General features: G+C 54.6%; 18 protein-coding genes. 17 read left to right on the top strand and 1 reads right to left on the bottom strand.

Going from position 1 to position 18,737, the window contains the following annotated elements:
• The first annotated feature begins 536 nt into the window (after nucleotides 1–536).
• The 17 genes from atpI to ACR8BF_RS00185 all read left to right on the top strand — a co-directional run bounded on the left by atpI (nucleotide 537) and on the right by ACR8BF_RS00185 (nucleotide 17,138).
• On the top strand, nucleotides 537–917 hold the full coding sequence (gene atpI, locus ACR8BF_RS00265) for a F0F1 ATP synthase subunit I (protein ID WP_090966640.1): 381 nt from the start codon (nucleotides 537–539) through the stop codon (nucleotides 915–917).
• A gap of 8 nt (nucleotides 918–925) precedes the next feature.
• Complete coding sequence (atpB, locus tag ACR8BF_RS00260) at nucleotides 926–1,744, top strand: F0F1 ATP synthase subunit A (RefSeq protein WP_179898912.1); 819 nt, start codon at nucleotides 926–928, stop codon at nucleotides 1,742–1,744.
• A 105-nt stretch (nucleotides 1,745–1,849) separates the two neighbouring features.
• Nucleotides 1,850–2,089, top strand: a complete 240-nt coding sequence (gene atpE / locus ACR8BF_RS00255) for a F0F1 ATP synthase subunit C (protein WP_003849523.1) — start codon at nucleotides 1,850–1,852, stop codon at nucleotides 2,087–2,089.
• 107 nt (nucleotides 2,090–2,196) lie between these two features.
• Nucleotides 2,197–2,667 carry a F0F1 ATP synthase subunit B gene (gene atpF, locus ACR8BF_RS00250; RefSeq protein WP_003849528.1) on the top strand — a complete coding sequence of 157 codons (471 nt, stop codon included), beginning with the start codon at nucleotides 2,197–2,199 and terminating at the stop codon, nucleotides 2,665–2,667.
• Between the two features lie 14 nt (nucleotides 2,668–2,681).
• A complete protein-coding gene (atpH, locus tag ACR8BF_RS00245; RefSeq protein ID WP_003849530.1) occupies nucleotides 2,682–3,215 on the top strand; it encodes a F0F1 ATP synthase subunit delta in 534 nt (177 codons plus the stop codon).
• Between the two features lie 14 nt (nucleotides 3,216–3,229).
• A complete protein-coding gene (gene atpA, locus ACR8BF_RS00240; RefSeq protein WP_003849532.1) occupies nucleotides 3,230–4,771 on the top strand; it encodes a F0F1 ATP synthase subunit alpha in 1,542 nt (513 codons plus the stop codon).
• Nucleotides 4,772–4,823: 52 nt separating this feature from the next.
• Nucleotides 4,824–5,690, top strand: coding sequence for a F0F1 ATP synthase subunit gamma (gene atpG, locus ACR8BF_RS00235; protein ID WP_179898913.1), 867 nt, complete (start codon nucleotides 4,824–4,826; stop codon nucleotides 5,688–5,690).
• Between the two features lie 30 nt (nucleotides 5,691–5,720).
• Entirely contained in the window at nucleotides 5,721–7,118 is a 1,398-nt protein-coding gene (gene atpD / locus ACR8BF_RS00230; RefSeq protein WP_179898914.1) for a F0F1 ATP synthase subunit beta, read from the top strand.
• Between the two features lie 24 nt (nucleotides 7,119–7,142).
• A complete protein-coding gene (locus ACR8BF_RS00225; protein ID WP_008926374.1) occupies nucleotides 7,143–7,562 on the top strand; it encodes a F0F1 ATP synthase subunit epsilon in 420 nt (139 codons plus the stop codon).
• A 160-nt stretch (nucleotides 7,563–7,722) separates the two neighbouring features.
• Entirely contained in the window at nucleotides 7,723–9,093 is a 1,371-nt protein-coding gene (gene glmU / locus ACR8BF_RS00220; RefSeq protein ID WP_434745405.1) for a bifunctional UDP-N-acetylglucosamine diphosphorylase/glucosamine-1-phosphate N-acetyltransferase GlmU, read from the top strand.
• A 154-nt stretch (nucleotides 9,094–9,247) separates the two neighbouring features.
• Nucleotides 9,248–11,077: a glutamine--fructose-6-phosphate transaminase (isomerizing) gene (gene glmS, locus ACR8BF_RS00215; protein WP_434745404.1), complete on the top strand. Its 1,830-nt coding sequence runs from the start codon at nucleotides 9,248–9,250 to the stop codon at nucleotides 11,075–11,077.
• A 165-nt stretch (nucleotides 11,078–11,242) separates the two neighbouring features.
• On the top strand, nucleotides 11,243–12,286 hold the full coding sequence (gene pstS, locus ACR8BF_RS00210; protein WP_434745403.1) for a phosphate ABC transporter substrate-binding protein PstS: 1,044 nt from the start codon (nucleotides 11,243–11,245) through the stop codon (nucleotides 12,284–12,286).
• Between the two features lie 86 nt (nucleotides 12,287–12,372).
• Nucleotides 12,373–13,335, top strand: a complete 963-nt coding sequence (gene pstC / locus ACR8BF_RS00205; RefSeq protein ID WP_179898917.1) for a phosphate ABC transporter permease PstC — start codon at nucleotides 12,373–12,375, stop codon at nucleotides 13,333–13,335.
• The gene (gene pstA / locus ACR8BF_RS00200; protein WP_003849548.1) at nucleotides 13,332–14,222 is read left to right on the top strand and encodes a phosphate ABC transporter permease PstA; all 891 of its coding nucleotides are present in this window, start codon (nucleotides 13,332–13,334) and stop codon (nucleotides 14,220–14,222) included. The genes pstC and pstA overlap by 4 nt, the downstream gene beginning before the upstream one ends.
• A gap of 44 nt (nucleotides 14,223–14,266) precedes the next feature.
• Entirely contained in the window at nucleotides 14,267–15,040 is a 774-nt protein-coding gene (gene pstB, locus ACR8BF_RS00195; protein WP_003849550.1) for a phosphate ABC transporter ATP-binding protein PstB, read from the top strand.
• A gap of 17 nt (nucleotides 15,041–15,057) precedes the next feature.
• The gene (phoU, locus tag ACR8BF_RS00190; RefSeq protein WP_003849553.1) at nucleotides 15,058–15,792 is read left to right on the top strand and encodes a phosphate signaling complex protein PhoU; all 735 of its coding nucleotides are present in this window, start codon (nucleotides 15,058–15,060) and stop codon (nucleotides 15,790–15,792) included.
• Between the two features lie 107 nt (nucleotides 15,793–15,899).
• Nucleotides 15,900–17,138 carry an MFS transporter gene (locus ACR8BF_RS00185; RefSeq protein WP_434745402.1) on the top strand — a complete coding sequence of 413 codons (1,239 nt, stop codon included), beginning with the start codon at nucleotides 15,900–15,902 and terminating at the stop codon, nucleotides 17,136–17,138.
• A gap of 147 nt (nucleotides 17,139–17,285) precedes the next feature.
• Here ACR8BF_RS00185 and xylB read toward each other — a convergent pair whose 3' ends face one another.
• On the bottom strand, nucleotides 17,286–18,728 hold the full coding sequence (xylB, locus tag ACR8BF_RS00180; RefSeq protein ID WP_434745401.1) for a xylulokinase: 1,443 nt from the start codon (nucleotides 18,726–18,728) through the stop codon (nucleotides 17,286–17,288).
• Between the last annotated feature and the right edge of the window lie 9 nt (nucleotides 18,729–18,737).

Genomic DNA, 18,737 nt, shown 5'->3' with positions numbered 1-18,737 from the left:
TCACAAATAGTTATCAGAAATATCACTTGTATAGGCGGGTCGCGGAATAAAAGTAGTCACGCCGGAAAATATATCGCGGTAATAACTTTGCGTGCGTAATATCAATTTCATGATTCTCAGGCACAGTTCGATGTCAATAGCGCGTTTTCTGTGAATTCATACTTGCATACGCAATTTGATAATTTCAACATTATGATTTTAAAGATTAAATGTTTTTTACAGATTGTTCTTAAATAGGTCACAGATAAAACTCAGTGCGCTGTGAGTGCTTATTATGTGATCTAAAGCACGCTTTAAAAGCAAGATGCGAGTGAATTTTCAGTCTGATTAGCGTGAATCTCCAAAGGGTAATCTTTCGAAAAATAGCCCTCCGGAAAGAAATTTAAATAATTGTTCACCTTTTCGCTACTTACCGATTGAAATCGCAGGTGCGGCCCGTATAATTTGCACGGCTTTTGCTGCTTGACTCAACTGCACAAAGGCAGTCTTATACGACACGCGACATACCCCTAACGGGGCAGGAGAGTATCAGCGTCATGTCAGTGTCTCTTTACAGTGTAAAATTCGCCAGAACGGTGCTGATGATTCAGCTGGTGACAATAGTCATCATCGGCGCACTCTTTGCTGTTAAAGATGTCACCTGGGGTGTCTCTGCTCTTGCTGGCGGAGCGGCAGCCTGGCTGCCAAACGTATTGTTTTTGTTTTTAGCCTGGCGCCTGCAGGGGCAACCCCCCGCTTCGGGGCGAGTCGCGTGGAGCTTCGCTTTAGGTGAAATTGCCAAAGTGTTTGCGACCATCATTTTGCTCATTGTGGCGTTGGGTCTGTTCAGGGCGGTCTTCTGGCCGGTCGGAATAACCTGGTTATCGGTGCTGGTGGTTCAAATGCTGGCACCGGCGGTAATTAACAACAAAGGGTAAGAGGCATCATGGCTGCAGGAGAAATCTCTACTCCGCAAGAGTACATCGGTCACCACCTGACTCATCTTCAGTTGGACCTGCGTACCTTCGAGATAGTGAATCCGCACGACGCTCCCGCGACGTTCTGGGTATTAAATATCGATTCCATGTTTTTCTCTATGGTGCTGGGAATTATCTTCCTGGTGTTGTTCCGTAGCGTGGCGAAGTCTGCCACCAGCGGTGTGCCAGGGAAAATGCAGGCGGCTATCGAACTGGTTGTCGGTTTCGTCGATAGTAACGTTCGCGACATGTATCACGGTAAGAGCAAACTTATCGCCCCGCTGGCTCTGACAATTTTTGTCTGGGTCTTCCTGATGAACTTCATGGATCTGCTGCCAATCGACTTGCTGCCGACAATCGCTGAGAAAGGTTTAGGCCTGCCGGCGCTGCGCGTCGTACCGTCTGCAGACGTGAACATCACGCTATCTATGGCGTTGGGCGTATTTATTTTGATTCTGTTCTACAGCATCAAAATGAAAGGCATTGGCGGCTTCACGAAAGAGCTGACGCTGCAGCCTTTTAACCACCCGATCTTCATCCCGATCAACCTGATTCTGGAAGGTGTGAGCCTGCTGTCTAAGCCTGTATCACTGGGTTTACGACTGTTCGGTAACATGTATGCGGGTGAACTGATCTTTATCCTTATTGCCGGTCTGTTGCCGTGGTGGTCGCAGTGGGTGCTGAATGTGCCGTGGGCCATTTTCCACATCCTGATCATTTCGCTACAGGCTTTCATTTTCATGGTCCTCACGATTGTCTATCTGTCGATGGCATCTGAAGAGCACTGATTTTTTTCTCAACACTACTTTCCCTCTTGATTCCGGGTTACAGCGCACACCGCTGAAGCCCGGGAGATGAAGGGAGCATTTAACTGAAACAAACTGGAGACTGTCATGGAAAACCTGAATATGGATCTGCTGTACATGGCTGCCGCTGTGATGATGGGCCTGGCGGCAATCGGTGCTGCGATCGGTATCGGCATCCTCGGAGGAAAATTCCTGGAAGGCGCTGCTCGTCAGCCTGACCTGATTCCTCTGCTGCGCACGCAGTTCTTTGTTGTAATGGGTCTGGTGGATGCAATCCCGATGATCGCTGTTGGTCTGGGTCTGTACGTGATGTTTGCTGTCGCCTAAAGCCCTGTGTTCACTCAGCGCACAATGTGCAAGGGTGAACGGATTCTGCCGCTTATCACAATGATAACGGCAGAAAAGTTAAATACTCAATCTAGAGGCATTGTGCTGTGAACATTAATGCAACAATCCTCGGCCAGGCTATCGCGTTCATCCTGTTTGTCGCGTTCTGCATGAAGTACGTATGGCCGCCGCTTATGGCTGCTATCGAAAAGCGCCAGAAAGAAATTGCTGAAGGCCTTGCTTCTGCTGAACGTGCTAAGAAAGATTTGGATCTCGCGCAGGCTAATGCGACCGACCAGCTGAAGAAAGCCAAAGAAGACGCTCAGGTCATTATCGAGCAAGCGAACAAGCGTCGCGCGCAGATTCTGGACGAAGCCAAAACCGAAGCTGAAAACGAACGTAATCGCATCGTGACACAAGCGCAGGCTGAAATTGATGCCGAACGCAAACGTGCGCGTGAAGAACTGCGTAAGCAGGTTGCGTTGCTGGCTATGGCTGGCGCCGAGAAGATCATCGAACGCTCCGTGGATGAAGCTGCTAACAGCGACATCGTTGATAAACTGGTCGCTGAACTGTAAGGAGGGAGGGGCTGATGTCTGATCTGATTACTGTAGCTCGCCCCTACGCCAAAGCAGCTTTTGACTTTGCTGTTGAGCATCAAAGTATTGAACGCTGGCAACAGATGCTGGCGTTTGCCGCAGAAGTGGCTCGCAATGAACAGATGGCTGATCTTCTCTCAGGTGCACTAGCACCCGAAGCGCTGGCAGCGTCGTTTAATGCAGTCTGTGGTGATCAACTGGATGAACCCGCGCAGAACCTGATTAAGGTGATGGCGGAAAACGGACGTTTGACAGCGCTTCCGGCTGTACTGGCTCAATACATCGAACTGCGTGACGCTCATGAAGCCACCGCTGAAGTTGATGTTATCTCCGCCAGTACGCTGAGTGACGACCAGCTGAATAAAATCAGCGCCGCGATGGAAAAACGTCTGTCACGCAAAGTTAAGCTGAATTGCAAAATTGATAAGTCTGTGATGGCAGGCGTGATCATCCGTTCGGGTGATCTGGTTATTGATGGCAGCGTACGCGGCCGTCTTGACCGTCTGGCTGACGTCTTGCAGTCTTAAGGGGACTGGAGCATATGCAACTGAATTCCACCGAAATCAGCGAACTGATCAAGCAGCGCATTGCTCAGTTCAATGTCGTGAGTGAAGCTCACAACGAAGGTACGATTGTTTCTGTAAGTGACGGTATCATCCGCGTACACGGCCTGGCCGATGTGATGCAGGGTGAGATGATTGCCCTGCCGGGTAACCGTTACGCTATCGCCCTGAACCTCGAGCGTGACTCGGTTGGTGCAGTGGTGATGGGTCCTTACGCTGACCTCGCCGAAGGCATGAAGGTTAAGTGTACTGGCCGTATTCTTGAAGTACCGGTAGGCCGTGGCCTGCTGGGCCGCGTCGTGAACACCCTGGGTGCTCCTATCGACGGTAAAGGCGCAATCGACAACGACGGTTTCTCACCGGTTGAAGTGATTGCACCTGGCGTTATCGATCGTCAGTCAGTCGACCAGCCGGTTCAGACCGGTTATAAGTCGGTCGATGCGATGATTCCAATCGGCCGTGGCCAGCGTGAGCTGATCATCGGTGACCGTCAGACCGGTAAAACCGCGATGGCGATCGATGCGATCATCAACCAGCGCGACTCAGGCATCAAGTGTGTCTACGTTGCGATTGGTCAGAAAGCCTCAACCATCTCTAACGTGGTTCGTAAGCTGGAAGAGCATGGCGCACTGCAGAACACCATCGTTGTTGTGGCGTCTGCTTCTGAATCAGCTGCACTGCAGTATCTGTCACCGTACGCAGGTTGTGCGATGGGCGAATACTTCCGTGACCGTGGTGAAGATGCGCTGATCGTATACGATGACCTCTCCAAGCAGGCTATCGCTTACCGTCAAATCTCTCTGCTGCTGCGCCGTCCACCAGGCCGTGAAGCATTCCCTGGCGACGTGTTCTATCTCCACTCTCGTCTGCTGGAACGTGCATCACGCGTAAGCGCTGATTATGTTGAGCGTTTCACCAATGGCGCAGTGACAGGTAAAACCGGTTCACTGACCGCGCTCCCGATCATCGAAACCCAGGCGGGCGACGTTTCTGCGTTCGTTCCGACCAACGTAATCTCGATTACTGATGGTCAGATCTTCCTGGAATCGAACCTGTTCAACTCCGGTATTCGTCCGGCAGTTAACCCAGGTATTTCGGTATCCCGCGTTGGTGGTGCTGCACAGACCAAGATCATCAAGAAACTGTCTGGTGGTATCCGTACCGCGCTGGCACAGTATCGTGAACTGGCGGCGTTCTCGCAGTTCGCGTCTGATCTGGACGATGCAACCCGCAAACAGCTGAGCCACGGTCAGAAAGTGACCGAGCTGCTGAAGCAGAAACAGTATGCGCCGATGTCTGTCGCGCAGCAGGGTCTGGTTCTGTTCGCTGCAGAGCGTGGCTACCTGAACGACGTTGAACTGGCAAAAATTGGTAGCTTTGAAGCTGCACTGCTGGCCTTCGCCGATCGCGACCACGCTGAGCTGATGGCTGAAATCAACCAGTCGGGTAACTTTAACAACGATATCGAAGCGAAGCTGAAAGGCCTGATCGATACGTTTAAAGCAACCCAGTCCTGGTAATGTCTGGCGGCTTGTCTGAAAAGGCAAGCCGCAAGGCTTTGAGGAGAAGCTAATGGCCGGCGCAAAAGAGATACGAAGCAAGATCGGAAGCGTGAAAAACACGCAGAAGATCACCAAAGCGATGGAAATGGTCGCCGCCTCCAAGATGCGTAAAACGCAGGAACGCATGGCGGCCAGCCGTCCGTATGCAGACACCATGCGCAAAGTGATTGGTCACCTTGCGTTGGGTAATCTGGAATACAAGCACCCTTACCTGGAAGAGCGCGACGTGAAGCGCGTCGGCTACCTGGTCGTTTCAACAGACCGCGGGCTTTGTGGTGGTTTGAACATTAACCTGTTCAAAAAATTACTGGCAGATATGAAATCCTGGTCCGATAAAGGTGTGCAGAGCGATCTGTCGATTATCGGTTCAAAAGGGGCGTCATTCTTCAGTGCTGTGGGTGGCAACATCGTGGCGCAAGTCAGCGGCATGGGCGATAAACCTGCCCTGTCTGATCTGATTGGCCCGGTAAAAGTGATGTTGCAGGCTTATGATGAAGGCCGCATCGACAAACTGATGATCGTCAGTAACAAGTTCAATAACACCATGTCTCAGACTCCGACCATCACCCAACTGCTGCCGTTAGCGCCAGCGGAAGGTGAAGAAGAGATGAAGGCGAAGACCTGGGATTACCTGTACGAACCCGATCCGAAAGCGCTGCTGGATACCCTGCTGCGTCGTTATGTCGAATCGCAGGTTTATCAGGGTGTGGTGGAAAATCTGGCCAGTGAGCAGGCCGCACGTATGGTAGCGATGAAAGCCGCAACCGATAACGGCGGAAATCTGATCAAAGAGCTGCAGTTGGTTTACAACAAAGCTCGTCAGGCCAGCATCACCCAGGAACTTACCGAGATCGTCTCGGGGGCCTCCGCGGTTTAACCAGGTTTGGAATTAGGTAGAGGATTCAAGATGGCAACTGGAAAGATTGTCCAGATTATCGGCGCCGTTGTTGACGTCGAATTCCCTCAGGACGCGGTACCGCAAGTGTACAGCGCCCTCGAGGTTATGAATGGTGATGCGCGTCTGGTGCTGGAAGTACAGCAGCAGCTGGGTGGCGGCGTAGTTCGTACTATCGCAATGGGTACGTCTGACGGCCTGAAGCGTGGTCTGAACGTCAACGACCTGAAGAAACCGATTCAGGTTCCGGTCGGTAAAGCGACTCTGGGCCGTATCATGAACGTTCTCGGCGAGCCAATCGATATGAAAGGCGAGCTGAAAGAAGAAGATGGCAGCGCAGTAGAGATTGCCTCTATTCACCGCGCAGCGCCTTCTTATGAAGATCAGTCTAACTCGCAGGAACTGCTGGAAACCGGCATCAAGGTTATCGACCTGATGTGTCCGTTTGCCAAGGGCGGTAAAGTGGGTCTGTTCGGTGGTGCGGGTGTAGGTAAAACCGTCAACATGATGGAACTGATCCGTAACATCGCAGCTGAACACTCAGGTTACTCAGTGTTTGCTGGTGTGGGTGAGCGTACTCGTGAGGGTAACGACTTCTACCACGAAATGACTGACTCAAACGTTATCGACAAAGTTGCTCTGGTCTATGGCCAGATGAACGAGCCGCCGGGTAACCGTCTGCGCGTAGCCCTGACCGGTCTGACCATGGCGGAAAAATTCCGTGATGAAGGCCGCGACGTTCTGCTGTTCATCGATAACATCTACCGTTATACCCTGGCCGGTACAGAAGTGTCTGCACTGCTGGGTCGTATGCCATCTGCGGTAGGTTACCAGCCAACGCTGGCAGAAGAGATGGGTGTGTTGCAGGAGCGTATTACCTCCACCAGAACCGGTTCAATCACTTCCGTACAGGCCGTTTACGTCCCTGCGGATGACCTGACTGACCCGTCACCAGCAACCACCTTTGCGCACTTAGACTCAACGGTAACGCTGAGCCGTCAGATCGCTTCTCTGGGTATCTACCCGGCCGTTGACCCGCTGGACTCCACCAGCCGTCAGCTGGATCCGCTGGTTGTCGGTCAGGAACACTATGATGTTGCGCGTGGCGTTCAGTCACTGCTGCAGCGTTATCAGGAACTGAAAGACATCATCGCCATCCTCGGTATGGATGAGCTGTCTGAAGAAGACAAATTGCTGGTGGCACGTGCGCGTAAGATTCAGCGCTTCCTGTCTCAGCCGTTCTTCGTTGCGGAAGTATTCACCGGTTCACCGGGTAAATACGTTACGCTGAAAGACACTATCCGTGGCTTTAAAGGCATCATGGAAGGTGAGTTTGACCACCTGCCAGAGCAGGCCTTCTACATGGTTGGTGCCATCGAAGAAGCCGTGGAAAAAGCGAAGAAACTGTAATAACGGTTTCCCGGGAGGAAGATTATGGCTATGACTTATCACCTGGATGTGGTCAGCGCAGAGGAGCAGTTGTTCTCTGGTCTGGTACAGAAAATTCAGGTGTCAGGTAGCGAAGGTGAACTGGGGATTTTCCCTGGCCATGCGCCGCTGCTGACTGCCATTAAGCCTGGAATGATCCGTATCGTGAAACAGCACGGCGAAGAGGAGTATATCTACCTCTCTGGCGGCGTGCTGGAAGTGCAACCAGGCAGCAGCACCGTTCTGGCCGATACCGCGATTCGCGGTACCGATCTGGATGAAGCGCGTGCTCTGGAAGCAAAACGCAAAGCAGAAGAGCACATGAACAGTAGCCACGGCGACGTGGACTATGCTCAGGCCTCTGCCGAGCTGGCGAAAGCCATTGCTAAACTGCGCGTGATCGAACTGACCAAAAAAGCGATGTAATCCAGCTTTATGCGTCACGAAATGCCAGCCCTCGGGCTGGCATTTTTTTTGTCTGCGGCGTCCGATCTGCCTGTCCGCCTAATTTCGGCCTGAGAAAAATGTAGTAATCTCAACCTCAAACCGTTTTACTTTCACCCGTAAAAATTCACTCAGGATAGTTATGTCTAACAGTGCGATGAGTGTGGTGATCCTTGCTGCTGGCAAGGGCACCCGTATGTATTCCGATCTGCCTAAAGTTCTGCATACGCTGGCAGGCAAACCAATGGTTCAGCACGTCATTGATGCCGCTAAAGGGCTTGGCGCACAGCATGTGCATCTGGTTTATGGTCACGGCGGCGATCGCCTGAAAGCAACGCTCACTGACAGCACGCTTAACTGGGTGCTGCAGGCCGAGCAGCTCGGCACCGGTCATGCCATGCAGCAGGCTGCGCCTGCTTTTGCAGATGATGAAGATATCATGATGCTTTATGGCGACGTGCCGCTGATTACTCAGGCAACGTTACAGCGTCTGCGCGAAGCAAAACCGCAGGGCGGCATCGGCTTACTCACCGTGGTACTGGATGACCCTACCGGCTATGGCCGCATTGTGCGTGAACACGACACCATCACCGGCATTATCGAACAGAAAGATGCCAGCCCGGCGCAGCTCACTATTAAAGAGATCAACACCGGCATTCTGATCGCCAATGGCGGCGATTTAAAACGCTGGCTGGCGCAGCTCACCAACAACAATGCGCAGGGTGAATATTACATCACCGATATTATCGCGCTGGCGCATCAGGAAGGTCGGGTGATCAACGCGGTCCATCCGGCCCGCATCAGTGAAACCGATGGCGTGAATAACCGGCTGCAGCTGGCAACATTAGAGCGAACTTACCAGGCTGAACAGGCGGAAAAACTGCTGCTGGCCGGTGTGATGCTGCGCGATCCGGCGCGTTTCGACCTGCGTGGAACGTTGACGCATGGACGGGATGTCGAAATCGACACTAACGTCATTATCGAAGGCAAGGTCACGCTGGGCTCGCGTGTAAAAATCGGCGCGGGGTGCATCATCAAAAACAGCGTGATTGGCGATGACTGTGAAATCAGCCCCTATACGGTGATCGAGGATGCTAATCTCGCCGCCGCCTGTACCGTCGGGCCATTTGCCCGCCTGCGTCCTGGCAGCGAACTGGCCGACGCCGCCCACGTGGGCAACTTCGTCGAAATGAAGAAAGCGCGTCTGGGTAGAGGATCGAAAGCGGGTCACCTCTCCTATCTGGGTGATGCGGAGATTGGCGACAACGTGAACATCGGTGCAGGCACAATCACCTGCAACTATGATGGCGCAAACAAATTTAAAACTGTGATTGGCGATGATGTATTTGTAGGCTCAGATACGCAGCTGGTGGCGCCGGTGAGCGTCGCGGCAGGCACTACCATTGCGGCAGGCACCACCATCATGAAAGATGTGACCGAGGCCGGTCTGGTCTATAACCGCAAAGAACAGAATCTCAAAGCAGACTGGCAACGTCCGGTGAAGAAAAAATAAAATTTTTAACGGCCCGCTTTATGCGGGCCGATGCAGTGCAGTGCCAAAACTATAATCCCCACTCTCTACAAGGCTCGGGGAACCGGCAAAGCCGGATATCAGGTCGCATGACAACAGAAGTGGCGAAAAGCCATGTAGTCAGGAAAACATCATTATGTGTGGAATTGTTGGTGCAGTAGCACAACGTGATATCGCAGAGATTCTGCTGGAAGGTCTGCGTCGTCTTGAATATCGCGGATATGATTCGGCCGGTCTGGCCGTCGTCGATCGTCAGGGGCACGTCACGCGCCTGCGGCGGTTAGGGAAAGTACAAAAACTGGCGGAAGCCGCTGAACAGCAACCGCTGATTGGTGGTACCGGCATCGCGCACACGCGCTGGGCAACCCATGGTGAACCGTCAGAAGCGAATGCGCATCCGCACATCTCTGAGCACATCATCATCGTGCACAACGGCATCATTGAAAACCATGAGCCACTGCGCGCTGAGCTGATTGAGCGCGGCTACTTCTTTGCCTCAGAAACCGACACCGAAGTGGTGGCGCATCTGGTTCACTGGGAGCAGAAGCAGGGCGGTTCACTGCGTGAAGTGGTGCTGCGCGTGATTCCGCAGCTGCGCGGTGCTTATGGCATGGTGATCATGGACAGTCGCGATCCATCACTGCTGGTGGCAGCCCGTTCCGGCAGCCCGCTGGTGATTGGCCGGGGTATGGGTGAAAACTTTATCGCCTCGGATCAGCTGGCCCTGCTGCCGGTGACTCGTCGGTTCATCTATCTGGAAGAGGGTGATATCGCCGAGATCAGTCGTCGTGATATCACGATTATTGACCGTGAAGGCAATACCGTGACGCGTGCCGAGATCGAGTCGAACCTGCAATATGATGCCGGTGACAAAGGTATTTACCGTCATTACATGCAGAAAGAGATCTACGAACAGCCAATGGCGCTGAAAAGCACCCTGAGTGGCCGGTTCAGTCAGGGGCAGGTTGACCTCAGCGAGCTGGGCGCGGGCGCAGAAGCGTTGCTGAGCCAGGTGGAGCATATCCAGATTATCGCCTGTGGCACCTCCTACAACTCCGGCATGGTGTCACGCTACTGGTTTGAGTCGCTGGCTAACCTGCCCTGTGATGTGGAGATCGCCTCCGAGTTCCGCTATCGCAAGTCAGCGGTGCGCAAAAACAGCCTGCTGATCACCCTGTCGCAGTCGGGTGAAACGGCTGATACCCTGGCGGCGCTGCGTCTCTCTAAAGAGCTGGGCTATCTGGGTTCTCTGGCGGTCTGTAACGTGGCCGGTTCGTCACTGGTGCGGGAATCTGACCTGGCGCTGATGACTAAAGCGGGTACCGAAATCGGCGTCGCCTCTACCAAAGCGTTCACCACCCAGTTAGCAGTATTGCTGATGCTGGTGGCGAAACTGGGCCGTCTGAAAGGCATGCCTGCCGGGACAGAGCAGGAGATCGTTCATGCACTGCAGGCGTTGCCTAACCGGATTGAGCAGATGCTGGCGCAGGATAAGCTGATTGAGAATCTTGCTGAAGGCTTCTCTGACAAGCATCACGCACTGTTCCTGGGTCGTGGCGATCAATACCCGATTGCCATGGAAGGCGCGCTGAAGCTCAAAGAGATCTCCTACATTCATGCGGAAGCCTACGCCGCAGGTGAGCTGAAACATGGCCCACTGGCGCTGATTGATGCTGACATGCCGGTGATCGTAGTGGCACCTAACAACGAACTGCTGGAGAAGCTTAAATCCAACATCGAAGAGGTGCGCGCACGCGGCGGTCTGCTTTATGTCTTTGCTGATCAGGATGCAGGCTTCAGCGACAGTGACGGAATGAAGATTATTCCGTTACCGCACGTTGAAGAGGTGATTGCACCTATCTTCTACACCGTGCCGTTGCAGTTACTCTCCTATCACGTCGCCCTGATCAAAGGCACCGACGTCGATCAGCCGCGTAACCTGGCAAAATCGGTTACCGTGGAATAACCTGGTGGGCCCCGTCGCGGGCCCACTTCATTCTGGCTCTCTGTCATATAACTGTCATATTTCATACATTTCACTGTCATCAAACTGTCCTATTTTCCCTCCTGCAGCAATCACAGACTCTTACTAAAACGGCCCCAAGCCTGACTTTTCTCCCCTGGAGGGAACATGACACTGATGCGTAGCACCGTAGCCCGAATCCTCGCCACCACCTTCGCCGTAAGCGCGGTATCTGCTTTTGCGGCCACCGATCTCACGGGCGCAGGCGGGACGTTCCCGGCACCGGTTTATGCCAAGTGGGCAGCAGAATATCAGCAAGCCACCGGTAGCAAAATTAACTACCAGGGCATCGGTTCTTCTGGCGGCGTTAAACAGATTATCGCCAAAACCGTTGATTTCGGTGCGTCCGATGCGCCAATGAAAGATGAAGATCTGCAGAAAAATGGCCTGTTCCAGTTCCCTACCGTGATCGGTGGCGTGGTACTGGCGGTTAACCTGCCGGGTATCAAGTCAGGCCAGCTGACGCTGGATGGCAAAACCGTCGGTGATATCTACCTGGGTACCATTAAAAAGTGGAACGACCCGGCAATCGCTAAACTTAACCCGGGCATGAAACTGCCAGAGACCAACATTAACGTGGTGCGTCGCGCGGATGGTTCAGGCACCTCGTTCGTCTTCACCAGCTATCTGGCGAAAGTAAACCAGGACTGGAACAGCAAAATTGGTAAAGGCAACACCGTTAACTGGCCTGTGGGTCTGGGCGGCAAAGGCAACGACGGCGTCGCTGCGTTTGTTCAGCGTCTGCCAGGTTCAATTGGCTACGTGGAATATGCCTATGCCAAACAGAACAACCTGACCTACACCAAACTGGTCGATGCCGATGGTAAAGCGGTCGAACCAAGCGAGACCAGCTTCAGTAATGCCGCGAAAGGCGCTGACTGGAGTAAATCGTTCGCCCAGGATCTGACCTTCCAGAAGGGCGCTGATGCCTGGCCAATCTCCTCAACCACCTTCATTCTGATCTACAAAGATCAGGCGAATGCGGCCAAAGGCGCTGAAGTGCTGAAATTCTTTGACTGGGCTTACAAGAAAGGCAGCAAAACCGCCACGGCACTGGATTATGCTGCGCTGCCAGAGAGCGTAACTGAGCAGATTCGCGCCGCCTGGAAAGCCAACATCAAAGACAGTTCTGGTAAAGCGCTTTATCAGTAATTGACCGACCCTGACCGGACAGCGGTCCGGTCAGACCCAACGGGCGGCTCATGCCGCCCTGATAACTTCTGAAGACTGAGACTTCTATGGCTGCAACGAAGCCGGCATTCAAAGCCCCAGGCAAACAAGGTGACAAAATTTTTGGCGCGCTGGTCAGGCTGGCTGCGCTGATTGTGTTGTTACTGATGGGCGGCATTATTGTCTCCCTGATCATCTCCTCGTGGCCCAGCATCCAGAAGTTTGGTTTCGCCTTTTTGTGGACCAAAACCTGGGATGCGCCCAATGAACAATTTGGCGCACTGGTACCGATCTACGGCACCCTTGTGACCTCCATCATCGCCCTGGTTATCGCCGTGCCGGTGAGTTTTGGTATCGCGCTGTTCCTGACCGAACTCTCACCCGCCTGGCTGCGTCGCCCGCTGGGCACCGCCATTGAGCTGCTGGCGGCAATACCGAGTATTGTTTATGGCATGTGGGGCCTGTTTGTTTTCGCGCCGCTGTTTGCCGAATATTTTCAGACGCCGGTTAATGACGTGATGTCAGGCATTCCGATTATTGGCGAACTCTTCTCCGGCCCCGCTTTCGGTATCGGTATTCTTGCGGCAGGGGTGATTCTGGCAATCATGATTATCCCTTACATCGCCTCGGTCATGCGCGACGTGTTTGAACAGACCCCGGTGATGATGAAAGAGTCAGCCTACGGTATTGGCTGCACCACCTGGGAAGTGATCTGGCGTGTCGTACTGCCCTTTACCAAAAATGGCGTGATTGGTGGCGTGATGCTGGGACTGGGTCGTGCGCTGGGCGAGACCATGGCGGTCACCTTTATTATCGGCAACACCTACCAGCTCGACAGCCCGTCACTGTTTATGCCGGGTAACAGCATCACCTCAGCGCTGGCCAACGAATTCGCGGAAGCGGAGTCGGGCGTTCATGTCGCGGCGCTGATGGAGTTGGGACTGATCCTGTTTGTAATTACCTTTATCGTGCTGGCGATTTCAAAGCTGATGATTATGCGACTGCAGAAAAGTGAAGGAGCGCGCTCATGACCACAATTGAAATTCAGGCGCGCGCCGAACTGGACGCATCACGCCGTAAAATGCAGTCCTGGCGCAGTACTAAAAATAAAATTGCGCTGACGTTGTCGCTGCTGACCATGGCATTTGGCCTGTTCTGGCTGGTGTGGATCCTGTTCACCACCGTCACGCGCGGTGTGGATGGTCTTTCCTGGTCCCTGTTCACCGAATCCACGCCACCGCCGAATACTGCGGGCGGCGGTCTGGCGAACGCCCTGGCCGGCAGTGGATTACTGATTTTCTGGTCTACTTTCTTTGGCACACCTCTGGGCATCATGGCGGGCATCTACCTGGCGGAGTATGGGCGCAAATCGGCCCTGTCAGAAGTGATCCGCTTTATTAACGACATTCTGCTTTCGGCCCCCTCAATTGTGGTCGGCCTGTTCGTCTACACCCTTGTGGTGGCAAAGATGCAGCACTTCTCCGGTTGGGCCGGGGTGATTGCGCTGGCGCTGCTGCAGGTGCCAATTGTGATTCGTACTACCGAAAACATGCTGCGTCTGGTGCCAGATAGCATGCGTGAAGCGGCTTACGCGCTCGGCACACCCAAGTGGAAGATGATCTCGGCCATCACCCTGAAAGCCTCGGTCTCCGGCATCATCACCGGCGTGCTGCTGGCGATTGCCCGTATCGCCGGTGAAACGGCCCCGCTGCTATTTACGGCGCTGTCGAACCAGTTCTGGAGCACCGACATGATGCAGCCGCTGGCGAACCTGCCGGTCACCATTTTCAAGTTCGCCATGAGCCCCTTTGCTGAATGGCAGAGCCTGGCCTGGGCGGGCGTGCTGATTATCACCCTCTGTGTGCTGCTGCTGAACATTGTGGCGCGGGTGATTTTTGCCAAAGGTAAACACGGTTAACTTCCGGCGCTGCTCTGAGCGGCGCCGTATAAGAGAGATGAATTATGAGTATCGCGACAGCATCAGCCGATAAAATTCAGGTCCGTAATCTGAACTTCTATTACGGTAAGTTTCATGCGCTGAAGAACATCAACCTGGATATCGCTAAAAATGAGGTCACCGCGTTTATCGGGCCCTCGGGCTGTGGTAAGTCGACCCTGCTGCGTACCTTCAATAAGATGTACTCACTCTATCCGGAGCAGCGGGCCGAAGGAGACATTTTGCTGGATGGCGAAAACATTCTGGCGACACAGCAGGATATCGCGCTGCTGCGCGCCCGCGTCGGCATGGTGTTTCAGAAGCCGACGCCGTTCCCGATGTCTATCTATGACAACATCGCCTTTGGTGTACGCCTGTTTGAAAAACTGTCGCGTGCCGATATGGACGAGCGCGTACAGTGGGCATTGACCAAAGCGGCACTGTGGAATGAAACCAAAGACAAGCTGCATCAGAGCGGTTACAGTCTTTCCGGCGGCCAGCAGCAGCGTCTGTGCATTGCACGCGGTATCGCGATTCGCCCGGAAGTGTTGCTGCTGGATGAGCCCTGCTCCGCGCTGGATCCTATCTCTACCGGCCGTATTGAAGAGTTGATCACCGAGCTGAAGCAGGATTACACCGTAGTGATCGTGACGCACAATATGCAGCAGGCGGCACGCTGCTCTGACCATACCGCGTTCATGTATCTGGGCGAACTGATTGAGTTCAGCGACACCGACACGCTGTTCACCAAGCCCGCACAGAAGCAAACCGAAGACTACATTACTGGCCGCTACGGCTGATCTGACAGGAGATCGACATGGATAATCTGAATCTGAATAAGCACATCTCCGGTCAGTTCAATGCCGAACTGGAGCATATCCGTACCCAGGTCATGATCATGGGTGGCATGGTCGAGCAGCAACTCACCGACGCCATTACTGCGATGCATAATCTGGATGGCGAACTGGCGCAGCGGGTGATCGACGGCGACCAGAAGGTCAACATGATGGAAGTGGAGATTGATGAAGCCTGCGTGCGCATCATCGCCAAACGTCAGCCGACCGCGATCGATTTACGACTGGTGATGGCAATCATCAAAACCATTTCCGAGCTGGAACGCATTGGCGACGTGGCGGAGAAGATCAGCCGCACGGCGCTGGAGAAGTTTGGTCAGCAGCATCTTCCGTTGTTGGTGAGTCTCGAGTCGCTGGGACGTCACACGGTGCAGATGCTGCATGATGTGCTGGACGCCTTTGCCCGCATGGATCTCAATGAAGCGATCACCATCTACCGTGAAGATAAAAAGGTAGATAAAGAGTACGAAGGCATTGTGCGTCAGCTGATGACCTACATGATGGAAGATCCGCGCACGATTCCCAGCGTGCTGACGGCGCTATTCTGCGCGCGTGCCATTGAGCGCATCGGCGATCGTTGCCAGAACATCTGCGAAATCATCTTCTATTTCGTCAAAGGTCAGGATTTCCGTCACGTTGGCGGGGATCGGCTTGATGAATTACTGTCGGGCGACGACGGCAGCAATAAACCTTCCTGATAAACGTTATCCCTGCGCCAGCTCGGCGCAGGGATAAGCCTTTTCAATTGGTCACATCCTGAACTCTCTCTATAATTGCGGCACTTTTCTCTCTGAGGTGCGCAAAGATGTCCCCTTCTCCCCAATCTAAACCGGGCGTAACGCCGGGCAAAGCGATGCTGGCTGCGGTCAGCGGTTATGCCATGGATGGATTTGACCTGCTGATACTCGGATTTATGTTGCCGGCTATCAGTATTTCGCTGGCGCTCAATCCATCACAGGCAGGATCGCTGGTGACCTGGACGCTGATTGGCGCGGTCATCGGTGGCATCATCTTTGGTCATCTCAGCGACCGTTATGGCCGCATCCGTATGCTGACCGTCACGATTCTGGTGTTCTCGGTCTTTACCGGCCTGTGCGCGGTGGCGCAGGGCTACTGGGACCTGCTCGCCTGGCGCACGCTGGCGGGTGTGGGTCTGGGTGGCGAATTTGGTATCGGCATGGCGCTGATTGCCGAGGCCTGGCCCGCAGAGAAGCGTAATCGCGCATCAGCCTGGGTCGGTATCGGCTGGCAGCTGGGGGTGCTGATGGCGGCCTTTATCACGCCACTGCTGCTGACTGTTATCGGCTGGCGTGGCATGTTTCTGGTCGGTTTGTTGCCTGCGCTGGTCTCGTTTGCCATTCGTCGCGGGATGGGCGAACCGGAAGCCTATCAGCGGCAGGTTAAACATGTGCCGTCACTCTCGTTTCCGGCACGCCTGAAGCTGCTGGTGCGCGATCGCGCTACCGCTAAAGCCAGCCTGGGCATTTTTATCCTTTGTTCAGTGCAGAACTTCGGTTACTACGGGCTGATGATCTGGATGCCGAGCTACCTCTCTTCCAGCTTTGGCTTCAGCCTGACGAAGTCGGGCCTCTGGACCGCAGTAACGGTGGTGGGGATGACCTTTGGCATCTGGCTGTTTGGCGTGCTGGCCGACCACTTTGCGCGCTGGAAAATCTTCCTGCTCTATCAGTTTGGTGCGGTGGTGATGGTGGTGGTCTATGCGCAGCTGCGCGACCCGAACATCATGCTGTTTACCGGCGCGATCATGGGGATGTTTGTTAACGGCATGATTGGCGGCTACGGTGCGCTGATTTCCGATACCTTCCCGCCGCAGGTACGTGCCACCGCGCAAAACGTCCTGTTCAACCTGGGACGTGGCGTGGGCGGCTTCGGCCCGGTAGTGATTGGTCTGCTGGCGAGCCAGTTCTCGTTCACGGCGGCAATTACCCTGCTGGCGCTGATTTATCTGCTGGATATTGCGGCGACGCTATTCCTGCTGCCGAAGAAACAGAGTCAGGAAGATACGCTGGGCGCAATTGGCTGATGCCTGATGGCGTGGCGGGATAAGTGTCATTCCCGCCATGCCGTTTCAGCAACAGGGTTCACGATCCTCCTTTCTGCATTCATTCCCCCGGCATTCAATGTCAGGGGCATTAACCGACATTTTACATCCCGGATTGTCCGCGCCGGATCACTTCATCAGCGGCAGGAGCTGCTGATACAGGGTCGCAAAGGTCTCGCGACGCAGCTGGTAATGCGCCAGCCTGCCCGGATCCGGCTGATGCCGCTGCACCAGAACAGGCGTCGGGACGGTGACCGCGGGATCCAGCGCCTGCTGTGCCAGCCTTGCGGCTCCCAGTGCAGGGCCAACCTCACCGCCGTGGCAATAGTCCAGCGTCTGGCCACTGATATCCGCCAGCATCTGACGCCACAGAGCGCTGCGTGCGCCGCCACCGATCAGCATAATACTCTCAGGCTGGACGCCACAGTCATGCAGCACGTCCATGCCCTGCGCCAGCGCAAACCCCACGCCTTCCAGTACCGATCGTGCCAGCTCGGGACGACCATGCTGGTGGGTAAAACCAAAGAAAGCGCCCCGGGCATTGGGGTTGTTATGCGGCGTGCGCTCACCGGAGAGATAGGGCAGAAACCACAGCCCAGGCACGTCATCGCGCGCGCGCTCCGCTTCAGCCAGTAGCTCAGGGACATCTTTGCAACCGGTCAGCGTTGCTGCCCAATCCAGACAGGAGGCCGCGCTGAGCATCACCGACATCAGATGCCAGCGCTGCGGCAACGCATGGCAGAAACTGTGCACCGCGCGCTCCGGATTGCTGAGATAGCCGTCGCTCACCACGAAATAGACGCCTGATGTCCCCAGCGACAGCATCCCCTGGCCCGGTTCGGTCATGCCGACACCCATCGCACCCGCGGCATTATCACCACCGCCAGCAGCCAGCGGTACAGTGTTCATCTTCCAGCGTGTAGCCAGTTCGGCCTGTAATGTGCCGGTCAGGGCATTGCCTTCATAGAGTTGCGGCATCTGATCGCGGTTGAGATCGCAGGCCTGCAGCATCACATCGCTCCAGTCACGCTGCGCCACATCCAGCCACATTGTGCCTGCGGCATCGGACATATCGGTGGCGAAATCGCCACTTAATCGCCAGCGCAGATAATCCTTGGGCAACAGCACGTGAGCAATCTGACTGAAGATGGCCGGTTCATGCTGCTGCACCCACAGCAGTTTGGGAGCCGTGAAGCCGGGCATCATAAGGTTGCCAGTAATCGAGCGCGAATCCGGCACCTTCTGCTCCAGCTCACGGCACTGCACCTCGCTGCGCCCGTCATTCCAGAGCATGGCCGGACGTAATACCCGGTTAGCGCTGTCGAGCAGCGTTGCACCATGCATCTGTCCGCTCAGCCCGATGGCCTGCACCGCGTGCAGGTCCTGCTGCCCGCTCAGTGCCTGCATGGCCAAATCCAGCGCCTGCCACCAGCTCTCGGGATCCTGCTCGCTCCACAAGGGCTGCGGACGCGAAACCTGCAGGGGCGACGTTTCTGTCGCCACCACGTTGCCTTGTGCATCCATCAGCACCACTTTGACGCCAGAGGTACCTAAATCGATCCCGATAAACATGCTCTGCTC

This window comes from Candidatus Pantoea rara, from assembly GCF_051136265.1.
GTDB classification, from domain to species: Bacteria; Pseudomonadota; Gammaproteobacteria; order Enterobacterales; family Enterobacteriaceae; genus Pantoea; species Pantoea rara.
This window is presented reverse-complemented; position numbering and strand designations above follow the sequence as displayed.